At 43.8% G+C, this 20,393-nt stretch carries 15 protein-coding genes; 10 read left to right on the top strand and 5 right to left on the bottom strand.

The window, feature by feature from the left end:
* Positions 1-7: 7 nt before the first annotated feature.
* Positions 8-3,190 carry a fasciclin domain-containing protein gene (locus tag C7Y71_RS11010; protein ID WP_193215914.1) on the bottom strand — a complete coding sequence of 1,061 codons (3,183 nt, stop codon included), beginning with the start codon at positions 3,188-3,190 and terminating at the stop codon, positions 8-10.
* Between the two features lie 302 nt (positions 3,191-3,492).
* Complete coding sequence (locus tag C7Y71_RS11005; RefSeq protein WP_111898816.1) at positions 3,493-4,392, bottom strand: TIGR01212 family radical SAM protein; 900 nt, start codon at positions 4,390-4,392, stop codon at positions 3,493-3,495.
* Between the two features lie 216 nt (positions 4,393-4,608).
* Here C7Y71_RS11005 and C7Y71_RS11000 point away from each other — a divergent pair, with 216 nt between their 5' ends.
* From C7Y71_RS11000 to C7Y71_RS10985, 5 genes are all read left to right on the top strand, one after another.
* Positions 4,609-5,193 (top strand): RNA polymerase sigma factor, encoded by a 585-nt coding sequence (locus C7Y71_RS11000; RefSeq protein WP_111898817.1) that lies wholly within the window; start codon positions 4,609-4,611, stop codon positions 5,191-5,193.
* A gap of 195 nt (positions 5,194-5,388) precedes the next feature.
* Positions 5,389-5,514: a hypothetical protein gene (locus C7Y71_RS12135; RefSeq protein ID WP_262883952.1), complete on the top strand. Its 126-nt coding sequence runs from the start codon at positions 5,389-5,391 to the stop codon at positions 5,512-5,514.
* A 124-nt stretch (positions 5,515-5,638) separates the two neighbouring features.
* On the top strand, positions 5,639-6,283 hold the full coding sequence (rpe, locus tag C7Y71_RS10995; RefSeq protein ID WP_111898868.1) for a ribulose-phosphate 3-epimerase: 645 nt from the start codon (positions 5,639-5,641) through the stop codon (positions 6,281-6,283).
* A gap of 5 nt (positions 6,284-6,288) precedes the next feature.
* Positions 6,289-7,314 carry a DHH family phosphoesterase gene (locus C7Y71_RS10990; RefSeq protein ID WP_111898818.1) on the top strand — a complete coding sequence of 342 codons (1,026 nt, stop codon included), beginning with the start codon at positions 6,289-6,291 and terminating at the stop codon, positions 7,312-7,314.
* Between the two features lie 26 nt (positions 7,315-7,340).
* Positions 7,341-7,817, top strand: a complete 477-nt coding sequence (locus C7Y71_RS10985) for a putative signal transducing protein (protein WP_111898819.1) — start codon at positions 7,341-7,343, stop codon at positions 7,815-7,817.
* Between the two features lie 162 nt (positions 7,818-7,979).
* Here C7Y71_RS10985 and C7Y71_RS10980 read toward each other — a convergent pair whose 3' ends face one another.
* From C7Y71_RS10980 to clpB, 3 genes are all read right to left on the bottom strand, one after another.
* The gene (locus C7Y71_RS10980) at positions 7,980-8,837 is read right to left on the bottom strand and encodes a hypothetical protein (RefSeq protein ID WP_111898820.1); all 858 of its coding nucleotides are present in this window, start codon (positions 8,835-8,837) and stop codon (positions 7,980-7,982) included.
* 18 nt (positions 8,838-8,855) lie between these two features.
* Positions 8,856-9,386 carry an HD domain-containing protein gene (locus C7Y71_RS10975; RefSeq protein WP_111898821.1) on the bottom strand — a complete coding sequence of 177 codons (531 nt, stop codon included), beginning with the start codon at positions 9,384-9,386 and terminating at the stop codon, positions 8,856-8,858.
* A gap of 149 nt (positions 9,387-9,535) precedes the next feature.
* Positions 9,536-12,118: an ATP-dependent chaperone ClpB gene (gene clpB, locus C7Y71_RS10970; RefSeq protein WP_111898822.1), complete on the bottom strand. Its 2,583-nt coding sequence runs from the start codon at positions 12,116-12,118 to the stop codon at positions 9,536-9,538.
* A 285-nt stretch (positions 12,119-12,403) separates the two neighbouring features.
* Between clpB and C7Y71_RS10965 the strand changes: the two genes are divergently transcribed.
* From C7Y71_RS10965 to C7Y71_RS10945, 5 genes are all read left to right on the top strand, one after another.
* Positions 12,404-15,580, top strand: a complete 3,177-nt coding sequence (locus C7Y71_RS10965; RefSeq protein WP_111898823.1) for a sialidase family protein — start codon at positions 12,404-12,406, stop codon at positions 15,578-15,580.
* 215 nt (positions 15,581-15,795) lie between these two features.
* Positions 15,796-16,653 carry a glycoside hydrolase family 25 protein gene (locus C7Y71_RS10960; RefSeq protein ID WP_111898824.1) on the top strand — a complete coding sequence of 286 codons (858 nt, stop codon included), beginning with the start codon at positions 15,796-15,798 and terminating at the stop codon, positions 16,651-16,653.
* 144 nt (positions 16,654-16,797) lie between these two features.
* The gene (locus tag C7Y71_RS10955) at positions 16,798-17,583 is read left to right on the top strand and encodes a Nif3-like dinuclear metal center hexameric protein (RefSeq protein ID WP_111898825.1); all 786 of its coding nucleotides are present in this window, start codon (positions 16,798-16,800) and stop codon (positions 17,581-17,583) included.
* Between the two features lie 47 nt (positions 17,584-17,630).
* Positions 17,631-18,476, top strand: coding sequence for a zinc ribbon domain-containing protein (locus tag C7Y71_RS10950; RefSeq protein ID WP_111898826.1), 846 nt, complete (start codon positions 17,631-17,633; stop codon positions 18,474-18,476).
* 403 nt (positions 18,477-18,879) lie between these two features.
* A complete protein-coding gene (locus C7Y71_RS10945; protein WP_111898869.1) occupies positions 18,880-20,343 on the top strand; it encodes a Do family serine endopeptidase in 1,464 nt (487 codons plus the stop codon).
* Positions 20,344-20,393 lie beyond the last annotated feature (50 nt).

Below are 20,393 nucleotides of genomic sequence, written 5' to 3'. Positions count from 1 at the left end.
ATTTGCACTATTTTCTAATTCTGTACTGCTTTACGAACGCTACTGCTTTCTTTGGAGTAGCCCATGCACCGGAGAATTTGCCTCCGCTCTGGTTCCAAGAACTCTTGCTCATAAAGTTGAGGTAACTATTGAGTGTGTGGATAACAACATTTGAGTTGACCTTTACGCATCCGGATGTTGCATAAGTTCCTTGAGCTACACTCCTCGTGAACTCCATGTCATTTGCCAAGATGTTATATGGCGAGATGACTGAATGTGTATTTCCATTATTGTCGGTTACAGAGAGCGCGCCATTTGTTTGGTGAGTGCCCAGCATGATGTATGCATTTGTTGTGTTGTCAACACATGATGTCTGGTATTCGTTGTCTGCTGTAATGTTGTCAACAAAAATACTGTGGTCCTGGAAGTGGTACTTCAGGAAATTGAGCAGTGATGTACACATAGCCATCGCCTGCTGCTGGAGCTGATATTTCTTTTGTATAGCTGCATCTCTTTCAGGGTCTTCACCTGCCGGATTTGGGTTTGGTGCAGGAATAGTCAAACTATCTATATTATTTGCTATGAACTGGTCAATATCGTCCCATGTGGGCAGACCTGCAGCGTAGGCTTGTTCCATTGCTGTGTTCGTTGGAGCATAGATTGTGTAATGATAGTTATTGAAGAAGCGCACTAACGGTTCTTGAGAAGGTGTGAAGAACGTGCTACTTGCCTCTTTAAAGATAAGGTATTTCTGACGTTCTTTTTCCCAATCCCTTGCAGCCATTGCAGAGTCTGGCTTTACCAAGTCAAATCCTGCACGTTGCAAGAGTTCTGTAGAGACTCCGTTGCATTGTTTAAGGAATTCGCTGTATTCGCTGTTAGCGTTGAGCTGGTGGTACGCAGAATACATCATAGGTTGCATTGGGCGGTCAATGAGGTAGGTCATACCATTACCATAGGTTTTTTCCTTTGATCCGTCTTCTGCAGTCTTGACACCTGTTTGGTCGTATCCGGCCGTAACGTTGCAGTCTTCATCATTGTCTGCCACGTCGTCTGAATTTTGCATCAGCTGGAAACCACCATCTACCACCATACCTGTACCATATTTGTCGCTACCCTTAGTCTTGATAAATACAGGAGCTCCGTTACGCGACAAATACCAGTTTGGTGAACTTGCCACACCATCCGCTTCATTGTTGTTGTGTACAACGATGTGCTGGTCAACCATTTCTGTAAGGATGGTTTTCTTCACAAGTCCCCATTCTGTCGTAAGGGAAGCAGTGGCGCGATTGATGGCAACACCTCTTGCTGTAGGATCCACGGTAGCATCACGTTGTCCGTTAGGATTCCATGTGCGTGCTGTTGCCTGAACGGGGATTACCTTACCTGTAGTATTCGATGTGCTTGGTTTTACATATTCAAAGCTCCAATAGCGCAGACGCTGGATATTCGCAGCAGTCCTGTTGAGCGAGAACATATATGGGTCAACAAGTCCGTGATTGTATAGTGCTTCGTCTGTAGGAACAAAGAACGAGAAGTTGGACTGCATTGCCTTGAGGTATGTGCTGTAATACTTCTGTAGCGGAGCATTAGCAAATGCACTTGAACCTTCGATGAAGTTATCGTCAGCCTGTACCAACGACTTCATGATTTGCGTGTTCGTGCTGTAAAGCGCGGGTGCTATAACGCTGGCATAGTCGGCTGGCGAGATAACGTCGTTCATCACGTACACAGCACCATTATTAGCGAGCATCACCTTGTCGAAGAGTTTGCGATAGCCTTCTTCACTGCCATATTGTGATGGTGGGAACATTTGATCTTGTGCATCGTTCATGATGGTCTTCCACTTTGAGGGAACTGTTTCAATGAATGACGTTTTCATCAAGTTGTTGATGAGCGACTTCATGATGTCGAGAGGTATCTGATAGAGATTCTCAAGGAAGTTGCTTTCGTTAATCTGATTAACGGGAACCTTACCGAAACGTTCCATCAAGATAACACCGGAGCCCTTAGTGAAGTAGTACATCATAGCGTCGTTCGATGGTACGAACATCGCAGCCATATCCTGCTCCTTGGCAGTAGTGCTGTTTACTGAATACTGGTTCCATCCCGGGTCGTAGTTCAGTTTCGGGAAGTTGGCACTCAGAGTATGGCCATCCGGGTCAACCGTCAGTCCGCCTCTGGAGTTATTGTCCGCTACGTATAGTTTTTCAAACACAGAGTCTGTGCCTATATCATGCAGCGCACGATAGTTCGCTGTAAGTGTACTATTATAATAAGGAGCAGAAAATCTGTCGAGCATTGCTGAGAAATAACTCGTTGATGGGTTCTGACGGATTACCTCTGCCATGCTTGATGGTGGCACGAGTACTTCGTCGAGCACGTGATAGTAACCATTCATGCAAACCACGTCAGCATCCACAACCTGGCGGTCGTAAATATAACTGCGGTTTTGGCTTTCCGACCATTCTTCCTTACCGTTAAGTATAAAGTTCACGTCGCTGTGCTTGATATTCTTTTCTTTGAGTTGTCCTTCGAGGAAGTGTGTCATCATTCCGGAAGTACCATCGACAGACATATACATGCCGCCTGCACTCTGAATGTTTCTACGTCCCCAGAAGTCGGTTCCGTTCCACCATTCCAGGTCACTCACTGTTGCTGCAGTACCTGTAGTGTCCGGCTCGTTGAGCATCACCGGCAATTCATTGTACTTCCAATATGGCACTGTATCAGTAGCCATATACGCAGTACCTTGTCTGAGACACTGGTTCTTGCTCAAAACGGAGTTGAGCGTTACGTTAGCCATCATCTCGAGCAGGTAAGCATTGTCAAGCATAGCGTTTTTGAAGAGGAAACGCTTCTGGTTGATAGAGAGTTGTTCGTAACTGGTGATGGGATTACCATTTCCATCTTTCCATGTGCCGCTCGCAAAGAAGCGAGCCCATGCATCGTCATCAGCCACAAACAACGTCTTGCTACCTGTTGCGCTTAGCACGGGTTGATAGCCAAGATCGTCGATTAGTCGAATTACCGTGTTAAAACTACGGTCTTTTCGAGATTTCAATTCGTCGTAGAGACTTGCACCGAGAAAATCAGGAGTTGTTTCGTCCAAATCGTAATCGTCCGAGCAAGAATAGTTCACTCCGCAAATTGAAATCAAGCACATTGCATATAGCAATGACTTAGCCATTTTGCAAAAACGGTTTTTCATACGCGTTGAGTTTATAATTATTTGATTGATTTTGAATTTCAATTAGTTATCTATTATTAAGTGTTTATTTCTGTCTATTTTGGTAAGTTGAAATGACAATATAGCGAGCAAATTTAATGTTTTTTTATTTTTCATGCACAAACAGACCTACTAAATAGGGTGATGTTAACATTATTTAACATTTGTTAACAAATACGGCGTTTTTTCATATTTCGTAGTTCAAGGAAAAGGCTATCAACAAAAAAACACGTAAAAAAAGATGTACGATTCTGTCACCATGTTTCACACATTCAAGGGGCGCTCTATGAACCTTGACTTTCATTGGCAACACGTATCAGGATGTGGACAAACTCATGATTTTTCAGTCCCCACCCCTCTGTGGCAAGAAGATGCGGCGGCGACTGGTTTGTAAATCTCTCCACAGCGATGCCGGAGCGCAGTTTTTGGAGGAATTCCACAACAAGACGCGCATATTCTTCCGGTGAGAACAAGTGGAAGTCGGAGGAGGATTCTTGATAGTCCTTCTCCATTCTTGTTCCTTTGAGAATTTGTAGTTGATGCAGTTTGACTACATCAACAGGCAATGCAGAAATTTCATCAGCCTGATTCAGCATTTCCTTTCTCGACTCTCCGGGAAGCCCTAAAATCAGATGAACGCCTACATGTATCTTTCTTTTTGCAGTACACTTGATTGCCTTTACTGAGCAAGCGAAGTCATGTCCTCTGTTTATCCTCTTCAAAGTTCTGTCTGTACATGACTCCACACCATATTCAACCATCACAAAGCACCTTTGAGAAAGTTCACCGAGATAATCCAACAGTTCCTCAGAGACGCAATCGGGCCTCGTTGCAATTACAAGTCCTACAATTTTATCTACCATCAGTGCTTCCTCATAGTGTTTCTTCAGCACTTCTAAAGGAGCATAAGTATTTGAATAAGCCTGAAAATAAGCCAGGTAGCGCATTTGAGGATATTTCCTTCCAAAAAACAGTTTTCCTTGTTCAAGTTGCTCAGCCACTGTGAGATCAGGTCTGCAATACTCGGGCACAAACGACAGATTATTGCAGTATGTGCACCCACCCTTTCCAATTGTGCCGTCTCTGTTAGGACAAGACATTCCCATATTCACGGCAATTTTCTGTATTTTCCCTGAGAAATGCTCTGAAAGGAAATCTGAATAGGTCTTATAAAGTTTTTGCATGGTATGCAAAAATAAGAAGAAAAGTTGACTATGTAATAATTACGTTTAATTTAACTTGAAAATTATAAACACAGCGTCCACTAACCCTTCAAAAATAAAAAAATTGGCGAAAAAATTTGTCTGGTATTAAGAAAGATGTATCTTTGCCCCGTTAAACTCTAAAACATTAACGCCTATCGACACAGCATTACTTCTATAATCAACAAAAGAAAAGTAATGGATAATTTGAAGAAACTCACTGACGACCAGTTGGTTGAGTTGTACGTTCAAAGTAACAACGAGGCGTTCGATGAACTGCTTGCCCGCTATAAGGACAAGTTGTATTCCTACATTTTTTTCAATGTTCACAACGAGGACATGGCAAACGACATCTTTCAGGAGACGTTCGTTCGCGCCATCATAACCATACAGCAGGGGCGCTACACTGCTGCAGGCAAGTTTCAGGCTTGGATAACGCGCATTGCACGCAATCAGATTATCGACCAGTTCCGCCTCAATAAAAGCGAAAACACCATCTCAAACGACGACTGCGAAGGAGACATTTTCAACGATGTGCGCATTTCAGTACAGCCCGTAGAAAACCAAATGCTTACAGAACAAATGCTGGAAGAGGCTTGTCAGCTGATGGACGAATTGCCAATGAATCAGCGTGAGGTGGTTTATATGCGTTTTTTTCAAGGGCTAAGTTTCAAAGAAATTGCAGAAACAACAGGAGTGAGTATCAACACTGCACTTGGACGCATGCGCTATGCCATACTTAACATGCGAAAAATGGCTGATGAGCGTTGCATCGCTCTATAGTCACTACAGTAATCTCGTATAACTATTTGTAATATTAAGCCATAAATAGGCCACGAAGAGCACACGGAAAACTTTGAAAAAGGTCTTTCCGGTGCTTTTTCATTATTTAGCCGACAATTTATTTGAAAAAAGAAGAAAATTTCACAATAACGGCAGTTTTATCTCGTTATAAACATAAACGATATCATTCTGCTTATGACAAACTCTACCTCTACACCTCAACCGCGAGAAGATACTCTGCAAATTATCCGACTTTTTGCACGCATCTACCGACCAACAAACAAAGGAAATGACAAAGGTGCAAGCATAGCACTTGCATGAGAAATGACGCTGGAGCCACAAAGGCTCCTTTTTTGTATGAAAGTCAGAGTAAGTTTTACGCTGCTTGGGCACCATATCGACAAAATTTGTTAATTTTGCAGAAAATAAAAGAAACAAATACGACATGCTTGTAGCACCTTCAGTGCTGTCAGCCGATTTCGGAAACTTACAGCACGATATAGAAATGCTCAACAAGAGCAACTGTGACTGGCTTCATCTGGATGTAATGGACGGGGTTTTTGTTCCTAACATTTCATTTGGCTTTCCTGTGATGAAAGCGATTGCCAAACACGCCAGAAAACCGCTCGATGTACATCTCATGATTGTGGAGCCCGAGAAGTTCGTCAAAGAGGTGAAGGATTTGGGAGCAAAAGTTATGAACGTGCATTACGAGGCATGCACCCATCTGCACCGCGTCGTCCAGCAAATAAAGAACGAAGGCATGATGGCTGGCGTCACGCTCAATCCGAGCAGTCCGGTCAGCCTGCTTGAGGAAATCATCCCTGATCTCGATCTGGTTATGCTCATGTCTGTAAATCCCGGTTTCGGGGGGCAAAAATTTATAGAAGGTAGCGTTGACAAAACACGCCGACTCAAGGAAATGATACTGCGTCGCAACAGTAACGCTCTTATTGAGATTGACGGTGGCGTAAATCGCGAAACGGGGAAGCGCTTGGCTGATGCAGGAGCGGACATATTAGTTTCAGGCAATTTCATTTTCAAAGCGGAGCAGCCCGAGGCAGAGATCGATTACTTAAAACACCTTTAATCCTCATGCTTACTCCCCTACTCTCTTCCAAGGAACTTTTCGAACTTATGCGGCTGATTCAGAACAGCCGCAATATTGTGATTTGCTGCCATCATGGACCAGACGGAGATGCCATAGGCTCATCGTTGGGTTTGCAGTTCTATTTACGCGGTCTTCATAAAAAGACCAACATCGTGGCCCCAAGCCCATACCCGGACTTTCTGAAATGGATGCCCGAGAATCGAAGTATCACTGTATATAGCGAACAGAAGAGTACCGCCATCCATTTGATTGATTCTGCAGATCTTATTTTTTGCCTCGATTTCAATGCTTTCCACCGCCTTAATGCCATGCAGGAGATTTTGGAAAAGTCGAAGGCCATTAAAGTGATGATAGACCATCATGAGAATCCAGAGGAAGAGAAATTCAACCTCGTGATTTCACAGCCTCAAATGCCATCAACGAGCGAGATGATTTTCCATATCATCTATCAACTTGGTGCATACGAAAAAATGTCGCGCTCTCACGCAGCCTGCATATACACAGGCATGATGACTGATACCGGTGCATTTACATACAACAGTAACAACCCCGAAACGTTCTACATCATTGCCTTATTGATGAAACGCGGTATAGACAAAGATGAAATTTACAAAAAAGTATATCATTCATGGTCTGCAAACAAATTGAAATTGTGGAGTTACATACTGAACAACAATCTCACATTCTACGCGAATAACAGTGCTTGCATATACACATTGACGCGAGAAGAGATGAAGACCTACAAATATATCCGTGGCGATGCCGAAGGCTTGGTCAACGAGCCCTTAAAAATTAAGGGCATGAAACTCAGCATTGCTCTTCGGGAAGACACAGAAGAAAACATTATCCGTGTATCCATGCGAAGTGCAAATGGTTTTCACTGTCGTCAACTTGCAGAAGAATGGTTCAACGGTGGCGGACATGAAGATGCAGCAGGAGGCAAATTACCGATGCCTATGGAAGAGGCCGTAAAAACAGCGGAGAAAGCCATCGAGTCCATAGATTTTTAATCCCCTAAAAAAATGATTTCAACACGATGCATACGAAATACCTCATCAATTGCAACAATGCCATTTTCGCAGAAGAAATAAAAGAAAAACTTAGCGAACAAGGCATTTTCTGCCTAATCAAAGAGAGCAGCAACCCACTCGGCACAACGATTAACCACGACGCGGTGGGTTACGTCATCATGGTGGACGAGAACAAGTATGAAAAGGCGAGGACAATTGTAGAGGAATTAGAAAAGTTGCGTAACAGCAACGCGCCATTATGGTGTCCTTATTGCGAGGGCGAAGACATTAGCGGACCAGAGGAAAAGAAATCGCATAGTTCGTCAACAGTTGTTCTGATGTGCACCATCATCATTCTTATAGCCGGACTTATCATGTTTTACGTTAAAAGCATAATTATCCCTATCGTGGGTGTTGCGCTTGTTGTTCTCACCATAATTATCGGGGTAAAAGAGAAAATATACCATTGCAACAAATGCGGAAAAGACTTCAAGCACAGTTAATACTGCATCTCAAATCTGCAAGTACACACGATGAACAAGCCGAAACAAGCCTACAAGAATAGGAGAAAAGGCTTGGAAGTATGTCTTAATAATTAACCTCACCTGCCTGACTCCGTTTTTTTCTTTGATTCTTTCAGCGGGTTGGAGAACCATCCCCAGATTCTACAAATTCGAATCAATAGTTATTGGTTCTTCATCTGCGGCATAGATATATTGACGTTTGGGCTCAATCATGATGTTTTGAAGTCTAAGCACATTCGTTAAAATAACTAATTCAGTATCGGTACAATCTTCGCTGATCTTCACATCTTCGAGGAAATCAGTCCAACAGACACTAAGGTCTTTTGCTCCAAAATCTCCTTTAAGGTCCATCTCATTCTCTCCTGGCACAAGGAAATACCGCTGTTCCTGTTCATGGCGAAAAGCCTGACGTTTAATCAAAAGCAATGACAGATAAGACGCCAAGTCAAAGTCCTTGAAGAATTCGAGAAACAATTCTTTTTCCGTTCCTACCGATGAATAACGCTCATGGAGGTGCAGGATATTGTAATCATCAAGTTCATAGTTAACCAAACCCTCATACAGGGCAAATCCCTTAGCACTTTTGGCTATGGCTTCACGAAATGCTTTCTTATTGATCTTGAACTGCACACAACGGGAACCTATTCCAGTTTTCCCAGAAGAATAAACTTTCCAGGATGCTTCATTGACAGGAGCATGAGTAAGACAGCATGCCAACACGGGCGGCGTGTTGCCAGATGCACCTTCCACTTGGACATAAGATGCATTATAGAAACGGCCTTCAAACTTATCTGGCCACGTATATGGTTCAACGAACCTTATAGTTCCTTTCGTGAGAGAAATAATGGCAGATTCCAAGTCCATATATTTATAGAGGAATCTGTTTGTGTTTCGCTCGCCCATGTAGAAACAATTCTTTTGGGTGTACTTGCTAATTGTTTTTTTCTGTATCATTTGTAGTAAGAATTCATTCGTGTAAATATAGAGATTTTTCTCCAAAAATTCAAAATTGCTATTTTATTCAAATCTATCCGCCCAAATCAAAAATTTTCTTACACCTTCCTCACCGAATTTCTTCAGACTTTCGACTGTTTGTTGAACTGTTCTGACCCGCTCGGGATGCGACTTTGAGAAAAACTTATCAGCATAGCAAACCACCTGTTCTTCAAGGGTTTCCGGCACATAATCAGCCAACGGCAATGGTAAATTCTGCGCTTTAATGTTTTCTTTTGTCAATCCCGTTCCAGTATGTCTTTCACAGACACGCGCAAGGTCTTCCCTGTGTTCTTTTCGCATCAAGTCTGCCCCCAATTTCCCATGCAGCAAATATGGCTGATTGCCATGACAATAAATGCCGGGTGCATCGGTCAGGAAGATACCAATATCGTGAAGCATTGCCGCCTCGCGAAGAAAATCCCTGTTAAGTTGCAATTCAGGATGTTTGTCTGCAATTTCTAATGCTTTTTGCGCCACTTGCTCACTATGATGAATAAGCAAACGGCGGAGCGGTGTGTCATCGGGATAGTATTTCAGTATGAATGGGTGCATAAAGGACAGGTAGTCTTATCCGATTCTTATTTCACTGCAAATATAAGTTTTTTTTAAGAAAAAAAGAAAAACGACCATTACTCAGGTCTGATGCCAAGTAACAGCCGTTCTCACATGTATTTTCAGAGTATCACTTAGTTTTATCCACTTTATTCGTTGGAAAAGTGCAATTCATTACCAAGAGCAGTAACATTTATTGGTTTCGAAGCATCCACATTCCCTCCGAGCAGTGCTTTGCTCAAGTCGTTTAGCAAGAGGCGTTGCAGGGCGCGTTTCACGGGGCGTGCACCAAACTCTGGGTCAAATCCTTCACGACTTATCAGTGCCACTGCATCATCTGCCACGTCAAGGACAATATTCTGCTCTTCCAGACGTCGCTTGATGGTGCGTATCTGCAAGCGGACAATCTGTTCGATCTGAGGTTGCGAAAGTGGCTGGAACATCACGATATCGTCTATTCGGTTCAGAAATTCCGGTCGGATGGTCTGTTTGAGCATTTCGAGCAGATGAGTCTCTGTTTCCTTGATGATTTCATCGGAAGTTCCTTTCTCCATCTGACTTTGAATATACTGGCTTCCCAAATTCGATGTCATGATAATTATCGTATTCTTGAAATTTACCACACGCCCCTTATTGTCAGTCAGTCTCCCATCGTCGAGCACCTGCAGGAGGATATTAAACACATCGGGATGCGCTTTCTCAATCTCATCAAACAAAAGTACGGAGTAAGGTTTTCTTCTCACGGCTTCCGTGAGTTGTCCTCCCTCGTCGTATCCCACGTATCCCGGAGGTGCACCTATAAGTCGGCTGACACTGTGCTTTTCCATGTACTCCGACATGTCTATACGTGTCATCATGTTTTCATCGTTGAAGAGATATTCAGCAAGTGCCTTCGCCAGTTCTGTTTTACCTACTCCTGTTGTACCGAGAAAGATGAATGAGCCTATAGGTCGCTTGGGGTCTTGCAATCCTGCCCTACTTCTCCTGACGGCATCACTAACGGCATTGATGGCTTCGTCTTGCCCTATTACTCTCTTGTGGAGTTCTTCTTCCAAATGTAATAGTTTCTCTCTTTCGCTCTGCATCATTCTGGTTACAGGAATCCCCGTCCAACGACTAACCACGTCTGCAATGTCGTCAGCAGTCACTTCCTCTTTTACCAAAGCATCTCCGCTTTGTCTTGTCTTGAGTTCTTCCAGGATTTTTTCATTGTCATTTGCCAATTCCTGGAGTCTGCCATAGCGTATCTCAGCCACTTTTCCGAAGTTCCCCTCACGTTCGGCACGTTCGGCTTCGAACTTGAGGTTTTCCATCTGTTGCTTGTTTTGCTGAATTTTGTTCAAGAGTTCGCGCTCTCCTTCCCATTTAGCCTTAAGTTCTTTCTGTTGTTCGCTCAACTCTGCAATTTCCTTATTCAATGCATCAAGTTTTGGCTGATCATTTTCGCGCTTGATTGCCTCGCGCTCTATTTCGAGTTGATTGAGGCGTCGCGTGATTTCATCCAGTTCTTCGGGCTGAGAGTCGCGTTCCATACGCAGTTTCGCAGCAGCCTCGTCCATTAAATCGATGGCCTTGTCGGGCAGGTGGCGTTCGCTGATGTAGCGATGTGAGAGTTGTACTGCGCTGATGATGGCATCGTCCTGAATTCTCACTTTGTGGTGGTTTTCATACCGTTCCTTGAGACCACGGAGAATACTGATAGCGTCCTCCACACTTGGTTCATCCACCATCACTGTCTGGAATCTGCGTTCCAATGCCTTGTCTTTCTCGAAGTATTTTTGGTATTCTTCAAGGGTTGTTGCACCTATGCTGCGCAGTTCTCCTCGTGCCAATGCCGGCTTCAGTATATTAGCGGCGTCCATAGCACCTTCGCTCTTTCCTGCTCCCACGAGTGTGTGGATTTCATCGATAAAGAGGATGATGTTTCCTTCAGCCGCTTTCACCTCATTAACAACACTCTTCAGGCGCTCTTCAAATTCACCCTTATACTTGGCTCCTGCAATCAGAGCGCCCATGTCGAGCGAATAGAGTTGCTTGTTGCGAAGATTGTCTGGCACATCGCCTCTGAGAATACGCTGCGCAAGCCCTTCCACAATGGCTGTCTTACCTGTACCGGGTTCACCTATCAGCACAGGATTGTTCTTGGTTCGTCGAGACAGGATTTGGAGCACTCTCCGGATTTCGTCATCACGTCCGATAACTGGGTCCAGTTTGCCCTCGCGCGCTTCGTCTACAAGGTTACGCGCATACTTTTTCAGCGCTTGATAGTTATCCTCACTTGAGGCAGAATCGGCTTTCCTGCCGCCTCGGAGTTCCTTTATGGCTGCTTGCAATGCGTCTTTGGAAATACCTGCATCTTTTAGCATCGTGCTGGCAGCAGACGGCGTAGTGAGCAATGCCATAAGCATAGGCTCTATTCCCACATAATCGTCGCCATCCTTATGCGCGATGTCGGCTGCGGTTTGCAATACCGCATTAGTTTCACGGTCAAAATAGGGTTCGCCACCCGATACTTTTGGCAGACGGCTCATTTCAGTTTCTACTACGTTTTGAAGACGTTCTCCATTCACTCCCATCTTACCAAAGAGAAAGCGCGTAACGTTTTCACCAACGCTCAATACACCATGGAGCAAATGTAACACTCCTATGGATTGCTGACCGTTCTTTTCAGCAACGTTAATTGCTGACTGAACGGCTTCTTGTGCTTTGATTGTAAAATTGTTGAAATTCATAGCTTTATTTTTTAGTTTCTAAAATTACAATGGCAAATTGAGTGCCAAAATGGTTTCTATTGGCATAAAAATAGTCTTTTAGTCAAGAAAGTTTTTTTAACTTTTGTAATTCTCAATTATGTATTAAAACGTTTTGAAACTCAAATTTTTAATGTATTTTTGCAAACTGAAAAGATAGGCACTACAAATACTTACGTATTTTGTGATGAAAAATTTTTATAACCACGGAGTAACTGAAAAATTATTATAACCACGGAGTAACAATAAACAATAAATAAAACAAAAATGACAAACAAAGTCCTTTTGCTGGCAGCCTTACTGACTACCACGACGGCTGTTACAGCGTTTGCAGATGATTATCCAATCAACTATGACAAATCTACAGACGTTACATATGTAGGTAGGTCGCTTAATAGTGTTTCGGTTGATGGAATCTCTGTTGATGTTCCAGACAACACGAAACTCTACAACAACGTGACGGATGAAAAACTTACCGTTCGTGCAGGGCAAGTAGTTACACCATCGGTATCATTTTCTGGACAATGGATGAACGCCTACGTTTATATTGACTACGATGGCAACAAGAACTTTGATGTTCAGGAGCCCAATACTGATGGCACACTTAATGAAGACAATGAACTTGTTTCCTATTCTTACTATGTAATTGGAGGTGTGCGCAAGAACAGCGCAGGCGAGACGTTGGCCAATGGTAACAACATCAGCCTCCCCACGTTCGTAGTACCTGCAAGTCTTGCACCCGGCACATATAAGATGCGTTTCAAAGTGGACTGGTGCAGCATCGATCCGGGAGGCTCTACAGTGTCCGGAAATGACATTGTAAAAAATGGTGGTGCCATTCTCGACATCGATGTTGAAGTGCTTGATAAAGATGCTGCTGGTTCAACAGTAAATTGGACTAACTCGGTAACAGACAACAATGTTTCCGGAGGTGTTTATTGGATAGGTGTTGAAACTCCGGGTATAGCCACAAAATACACCATGTCTTCTTTCTCTCTGAAGGAGGCAAGTGGTTACAAATCATCCACAAGTTATCTTGCCATTGCTAAGACTAACACCACAACAAGCGGAAGTCTTGCAGCAAGCGATGTGGTTGCAGTTTCCAACAATGCTATTACACCATCGAGTTCATCCGGTTCGATGGAAACTTATACATTCAGCACACCCGTAGAACTTACAGGTAGTAGCACGTATTATCTCTATTTTGTAAGTAGTAACATACCTGACGGGGGTAATTATACTTCTGTGGGACAGCGTATTCGCGTACTTACCAACACGACCTATGGTCCCCAACTGAATGCAGGCGGAACGGTTTATGACACACAGGCCCCGGTTTATCAAGCCACTCTTGCTTACGACAGTTCCGACAAGAGTTCCATGTTCAGTTCCACATACGGTGAGAAATGGGTACGTATAACTTCTGCCGAAAACAGCAACTATTCTTGGGATGCTGTACTTGAAAGTTCATACATTCCAATGACTAACACCAACGACGCGGGCAGCGAGGCGCAACTTTGGTGCATTGTGGGTACAGAGGACAGTTGTATGATATACAACCGTATGCTTGGAGAAAGTTATGCTCTGACCACAAACACTGTTCCTGTTTCCAATGGAACATACGTTTCTTTAGTACCAACACAGAATGCCCGCCCATGGAAAGTGGTTGACACCTATGCAGAATCCTTAGGCTACATATTCCGAGACAGAGAAGAAACTGGCAATTACGGTGTAAACATGTATGGAGGCGCTGGTATGCGCGATCTCAGATACTTCACATCAGGAAGTACAAATACAGGTAGTTTCTGGAAGATTTCAGATGCCTCTATTGAAATATCATTCACCATTGCCGGCCTTGACTCCATTTCAAGAGTTTGCCCATACGTAGGCAACATCGCATGTAGCGAAGGAACCATCAGGGTAACTGACAAGAACTTCAACACAGGAGCATGGACAAAGAAACTCTATGTGTCTGAAGGCGGCAATCTCACGCTTTCGAGTACTGCTGTAGGTACAGGTTTTGAGTTCAAAGGATTTAGTGTAAACGGAGGCGCAACCACTAACACTGTTAAAGTAGCCAAGACTGGTTCTGTGGATATTGTTGCAACATACGAAAACACTAATCCGGGTGTGAGATACCTTTACTTCAACGGCATTGAGCGCGACCCCATCGGTGTACCATATCGTATTCCTTCAATTGCATGCGCTCCCAATGGCGACCTTTTGGCATTCAACGATCGTCGTTATTCTGGTGGCGACATTGGTTCGGGGCACTTGGACGTGGTTGGACGTATCAGTAATGACAATGGCAAAACCTGGAACGAAGACATCAACTGGTTTGATGGCACATCATCTTGGGGCTACGGCGACCCGGCAGCCGTTTGCGACCGCGACTCCAACATCTGCTTGTTAGTAAGTTGCTCTGGCAACACGATGTTCCCCAACGGCACACTTTCAAGACATCAAGGCATGGCACACTGCATCTTGGTGCCCGACGGCACAGGCAACTGGGTTCGCAGTGAAGAAATAGGCGACATGGCAGAAGACATTTATATAGGTACATTCGCCAGCAACGTCAAGAGTATGTTCATTGGTTCCGGACGCATTGCGCAGTCACGCATCATAAAGAAAGACAAATTCTACAGGCTTTACTGTTCTGTCCTTGCTATCAAAGAGAGCAACAGCGCATGGGGCAACTACGTCATCTATTCAGACGACTTTGGCAAGACTTGGAGCGTATTGGGCGGCTATAACAGTTTCCATGCTACCGGCAACGAACCTAAATGCGAAGAACTTCCCGACGGAAGCGTTCTTATCAGTGCACGTAACAGTTATGGCAGAAACATCAATATCTTCTACTATACCAATCAGAAGAATGCCACCGGAAGTTGGAGTTCAGAAGTTAAGACAAACTCCTACAGCAGCGAAGGCGGCATCGCATACGGCAGCAACTCCTGCAATGGCGAAATACTCATGGTAAAGGCCGTTAAAGTTTCAAACAATGACACCATCACCTTGGCTTTACAGTCTGTACCTACAGGCAACAACCGCGAGAAGACTGCCATTTTCTATAAGGAACTCAAATCACGCGCATCACATTGGGCAACACCTGCCATCTTCGCAAAGAATTGGGCTAAGTATGAAGTGTGCGACCATTCTGCAGCCTACTCCACTATGATTGAACAGAAGGATGGCGTCATCGGTTTCTATCAGGAAGAAAGCCTTTGGGGCGGTAATTACGACATGGTATATGTTCCACTGACGATCGAGACTATTACCAATGGTCTCTACAAGACGATTGGGAAGAGTGAAGACGTGACAGGAATCAATTCCACTACAACTGTTGCTCCTACGGGACGCAATGTGATTTACGACCTTCAGGGACGTCGCGTGAACAATCCTGAAAAGGGCATCTACATTATCAATGGCAAAAAAGTAATGCTATAGGAGTTACACTTGATAATCAGTATATTCTAAACGCGCAAGGAGGTTTTCTCTCTTTGCGCGTTTTTTGTCAGTAAGATACACTTTTGACATTTTCAGAACCTAAAAATCGTGTAAAGTGGTTGATTATTGGGCATTTTAGCATAATTTAAGACATAAAATGTCGTTTGTTAAATAAATAAAGTCTATTTTTGCACCGAAATCCCTAAAAGATTTTTATGAAGACTTCAAGAAAAAGGTTAGTTTTGATTATAGCCATGTCTGCTTTTTTATTTGCACCGCAGAATGCGTCTGCCCAGAAGCATCATAAGAAGCACAGCAAAGATGACATGGAGCAGGTAGAAACAGAACCGGACGCACCGGTGAAGATGTCATGGCACGATGAGCCGTTGGAAACTCCCGAACTTGCCGACCTTTCAGGGCATGGCATAATTATGAACAACAAGACTTTTCGTGGCAACCGAAACAGCAACATCAACAACAAATTCACAGAGGGTATCGACATTTCGCACTATCAGGGTAGCATCAACTGGGACCTGGTTGGCGATGAGCCCATATCATACGTTTACATCAAAGCCACAGAAGGCGCCAATTATGTAGATAGTTACTATGAATATAACCGTAGCGAGGCACGGCGTGTTGGTCTGAGCGTTGGCAGTTATCACTTCTATCGCCCGAACGTTTCTCCTAAAGTGCAATTTGCAAATATGACACGCATAGTAAAGGCAGATGAGCAAGATTTGGTACCGCTAATCGACATTGAATTCCGCGGCAAAGAACCTAAATCACGTTTCATTTCCGACTTGCGCGAATTCGTTGAAATGGTAACAGAGCACTATGGCAAAAAGCCCTTGCTCTATACTTACCACAACTTCTACAACAACCACCTGCTCGGCGAATTCGGTGACTATCAGTTCATGATTGCCCGATATCAAAGTAATGAGCCATGGCTTAATGATGGAAAAGATTACATCATGTGGCAATATAGCGACAAAGGAAGCATTTCCGGCATTAAAGGAAATGTTGACCGCAGCAGAATTATGGGTAGTTACAAGTTGCACGAATTGGGTATGTAAACAGCCCTTTTTATAACAGAATAGATTAAAGAAGTCCTATTGGGCTTCTTTTTTTTAGAAATGAGATCACCCCTTCGCATGCGGACATAGTTTTTTATTCACAATTCTTTATTTCCATTTTTTTTGCCTATCTTTGCACCATCAATGAAAATACGAGAAGTGGCCGACGCCCTTGAAAGGTTCGCACCTCTGCCGCTGGAAGAAGGCTATGACAATGCTGGCTTGCAGATTGGATTAACAGATGTGGAAGTATCAAGGGCATTATTGTGTCTTGACGTTACTGAAGAAATTATAGCAGAAGCCAAGACTTGTGGGTGCAATTTGATAATTGCGCACCACCCGCTCTTGTTTCGTGGTTTGAAATGCATCTCCGATGCCAACTATGTGCAAAGATGTGTCAGAGAAGCCGTAAAGAACGACATAGCCATCTACGCAGCACATACGAATCTGGATAATGCCATGGCAGGAGTGAATTTCAAAATTGCAGAACAACTGGAACTTGAGAGAGTTTCTTTTCTGCAAAACATCTCACGGCAGGGAATTGAGGGCGGAAGCGGAATCATTGGAACAACTAAATCATCTATACCTACTGACGAATTTCTCCGGTTGGTGAAAGAGGCCTTTAGTGCTGATGTACTGATGCACAACCGTTGCACAAAGAAGAGCGTTCAGAAAGTGGCAGTTTGTGGGGGCGCAGGAGATTTCCTTCTCGAAGAAGCGCTGAAACAGGGTGCTGACGCATTCATCACAGGAGAGATGGGCTACCATCGCTATTTCGGTTTAGAAAAGCAAATACAGATTTGCGTTGTCGGTCATTACGAGAGTGAGCAATACACCATTGAACTGCTGCAAGAGGTACTTGCTACACTGTGTCCGGAACTCGAAACCATTAAAACGAAAGTCAACACCAATGCCATTTCATACCTTTGATTGACATGACAGAATAAAAGAGAATATAAAAACAAAACACTATAACTATGGCAAGAAAATCAGAAAATGCGGAAATGACCGTAGAACAGAAGTTGGAGGCACTGTACAATCTGCAACAACTGCTTTCACAAATCGATGAAATCAGGACACTTCGCGGAGAACTTCCACTGGAGATACAGGATTTGGAAGACGAAATTGAAGGCTTCACTCATCGCATTGGCAAACTTACAGAGGAAATAGAAGACTACAAGTCAAAAATTTCTTCAGGCAAAGCCAAGATTGCCGAAGCAAAGGCACTCAAGGAGCGCTATGAACAACAGATGAACGAAGTAAAGAACAACCGCGAATATGATATGCTCTCGCATGAGATTAAATATCAGGATCTGGACATCGAACTTCAGGAGAAGCGTATCGGCGAGGCAGAACGCGCCATAGAAGAGCGTCAGCAAACGCTTTTAGCAAGCAAATCTTCACTCAACGACCATCGCTCAGAATTAGACAGCAAACGCGAAGAACTGGGTAACATCATCGAAGAAACCCGAAACGAAGAAGAAAAACTTCGCGAAAAAGCCAATGCCATTGAGATGACCATAGACCAGCGCTTGCTGACTTCTTTTAAGCGCATCAGAAAGAACAGCCGCAATGGTTTGGGTATCGTCTGCGTTGAACGCGATGCTTGCGGAGGTTGCTTCAACAAGATACCGCCACAGCGCCAACTCGACATCCGTATGCGCAAGAAGATTATCGTTTGCGAGTATTGTGGACGCATCATGATAGACCCGGAACTCGCTGGCATCAAGGTTGAAAAACCAGCAGAAGAAAAGCCTAAAAAGAGAAGATTGTCTACAAAAAAGGCGAAAACTGAGAAAAAAAAGGAAGAAGAAGAAAAGTAATACAGACGTTACTGATTCACTTTATACAACGCATTCAGCACACTTTGCCGGATGCGTTTTTTATGAACTCTGCATACATAACAAGTAAATTCATCAAAGCCTATTAACAATCATTAAACATTGATTAAGATTTTTTAATTTTGATAATTTTATTGTTTTATATTTTAGCCATAATTTTGCTATGCTTTTAGAAATAACAGGCATCCGCTACGCCTCTTTTCTAAAGTTGGCAAAGGATGTTCTCCAAAAGAAAACAATTTGGCACATTTTGTGCATATACACCATGCGTGTCTATATTCCAAAGTGTCGATTGTTCACTTAAGCAAGAGAAAAGGTATTAAAATATAAGGAATGAAAAGGTAAAATTATGGACATTAAAAAATTCAAACAAAAAATAATTCTTATGAAAAAAAGACTTTTTGGCATTTCAGTACTCGCTGTAATGCTGGGCTTCAATGTGGCATGTGCAAACACTGAGGCTAACGACAAAGATGGCAAGACTGCCACTCCCATTGCAGGCATACCAGGACAGCCTGTGGATCTTACCATTGCAGCAGAAAAAGCAGTGAATTCTGTTGTCAGCATTAAGGTTACGATAAACAGCAAGACGCAGAGTATTGAGTACTACGATCCATTCGAAGATTTCTTTGGCGACTTCTTTGGCAGAGGTAACGGAGGACGCCGACAATATCAGCAAAAAACACCTAAGAGACAAGGTTCAGGTTCAGGTGTCATAATTTCTCAGGATGGCTACATCGTAACGAACAACCATGTAGTTGAGAATGCTGACATTATTGAGGTGAAACTCAACGACAACAGAGAATTCAAGGGACGCATCATAGGCACCGACAAGACCACCGACTTAGCACTGATTAAGGTAGAAGCGAAAGACCTGCCTGCCATTACCATTGGCAACAGCGACAATCTGAAACTTGGCGAATGGGTACTTGCCATCGGCAATCCATTCAGCCTCACCTCGACTGTTACGGCTGGTATAGTAAGCGCCAAAGCACGTTCGCTCGGTGCATCAGGCGGCATAGAGTCATTTATACAGACTGATGCAGCCATCAATCCGGGCAACTCAGGCGGTGCACTTGTCAATGCTCGCGGCGACCTGGTTGGCATCAATGCCATGATCTATTCACAGACAGGGTCGTACGCTGGCTATGGCTTTGCCATTCCCACTTCCATCATGAACAAAGTTGTTGAAGATTTGAAGCAATATGGCACTGTGCAACGTGCTATGCTTGAGATTTCAGGAATGGACGTTACTAACTACATAGATCAAGAAAACGAAAAAGGCAACAAGGTTGACCTCGGCACACTGACAGGTGTTTACGTTGGAGAGGCAAAGGATGGTGGCGCAGCAGCAAAAGCAGGCATACAGAAAGGCGATGTCATCATCAGCATCGACAACAAGAAAATTTCCAAGTTCGGTGAAATGCAGGAGCTCCTCGTTAACCACAAGCCGGGCGACAAGGTGCAAGTGAAGTATCTCCGCGATAAGAAAGAACACACCACGACCGTTACTCTACGCAACGAACAGGGCACCACAAGCATCATAGAAAGTGTGGACTCGGACGACATGGGCGTAGGTCTTCGCGCACTCACCGCAGACGAGAAGTCAGAGCTCAATCTCCGCTACGGACTGCTGGTTGTTGCTGTGCGCGACGGCAAGATGAAAGAAGGTGGCGTAACGAAAGACGACATCATCATCCAAGTGAACGACAAACCTATGAACAGCAAAGAAGACTTCGAACAGGCTGTTCGCGAAGCCAACATGAGCACGGAGCGCGTACTCTGGATCAGGGCAATGAAGAAGAGCGGACGCCGTGTGTCTTATGCCGTAGAATTGGGCAGCAACTAACCCAAACCGGTTACTAAATAAAATCAGGACTCTGATTTATAGAATACCCC

The organism is Pseudoprevotella muciniphila (assembly GCF_003265305.2).
Taxonomy (GTDB): domain Bacteria; phylum Bacteroidota; class Bacteroidia; order Bacteroidales; family Bacteroidaceae; genus Alloprevotella; species Alloprevotella muciniphila.
This window is presented reverse-complemented; position numbering and strand designations above follow the sequence as displayed.

Bases quoted from the DNA above. Each gene is read 5' to 3' on its own strand.
- C7Y71_RS10955 (WP_111898825.1), top strand. From the start codon at position 16,798: ATGAAAATACGAGAAGTGGCCGACGCCCTTGAAAGGTTCGCACCTCTG.
- C7Y71_RS10990 (WP_111898818.1), top strand. From the start codon at position 6,289: ATGCTTACTCCCCTACTCTCTTCCAAGGAACTTTTCGAACTTATGCGG.
- C7Y71_RS10950 (WP_111898826.1), top strand. From the start codon at position 17,631: ATGGCAAGAAAATCAGAAAATGCGGAAATGACCGTAGAACAGAAGTTG.
- C7Y71_RS10985 (WP_111898819.1), top strand. From the start codon at position 7,341: ATGCATACGAAATACCTCATCAATTGCAACAATGCCATTTTCGCAGAA.
- C7Y71_RS12135 (WP_262883952.1), top strand. From the start codon at position 5,389: ATGACAAACTCTACCTCTACACCTCAACCGCGAGAAGATACTCTGCAA.
- C7Y71_RS11005 (WP_111898816.1), bottom strand. From the start codon at position 4,392: ATGCAAAAACTTTATAAGACCTATTCAGATTTCCTTTCAGAGCATTTC.
- C7Y71_RS11000 (WP_111898817.1), top strand. From the start codon at position 4,609: ATGGATAATTTGAAGAAACTCACTGACGACCAGTTGGTTGAGTTGTAC.
- C7Y71_RS11010 (WP_193215914.1), bottom strand. From the start codon at position 3,190: ATGAAAAACCGTTTTTGCAAAATGGCTAAGTCATTGCTATATGCAATG.
- rpe (WP_111898868.1), top strand. From the start codon at position 5,639: ATGCTTGTAGCACCTTCAGTGCTGTCAGCCGATTTCGGAAACTTACAG.
- C7Y71_RS10975 (WP_111898821.1), bottom strand. From the start codon at position 9,386: ATGCACCCATTCATACTGAAATACTATCCCGATGACACACCGCTCCGC.
- C7Y71_RS10965 (WP_111898823.1), top strand. From the start codon at position 12,404: ATGACAAACAAAGTCCTTTTGCTGGCAGCCTTACTGACTACCACGACG.
- clpB (WP_111898822.1), bottom strand. From the start codon at position 12,118: ATGAATTTCAACAATTTTACAATCAAAGCACAAGAAGCCGTTCAGTCA.
- C7Y71_RS10945 (WP_111898869.1), top strand. From the start codon at position 18,880: ATGAAAAAAAGACTTTTTGGCATTTCAGTACTCGCTGTAATGCTGGGC.
- C7Y71_RS10960 (WP_111898824.1), top strand. From the start codon at position 15,796: ATGAAGACTTCAAGAAAAAGGTTAGTTTTGATTATAGCCATGTCTGCT.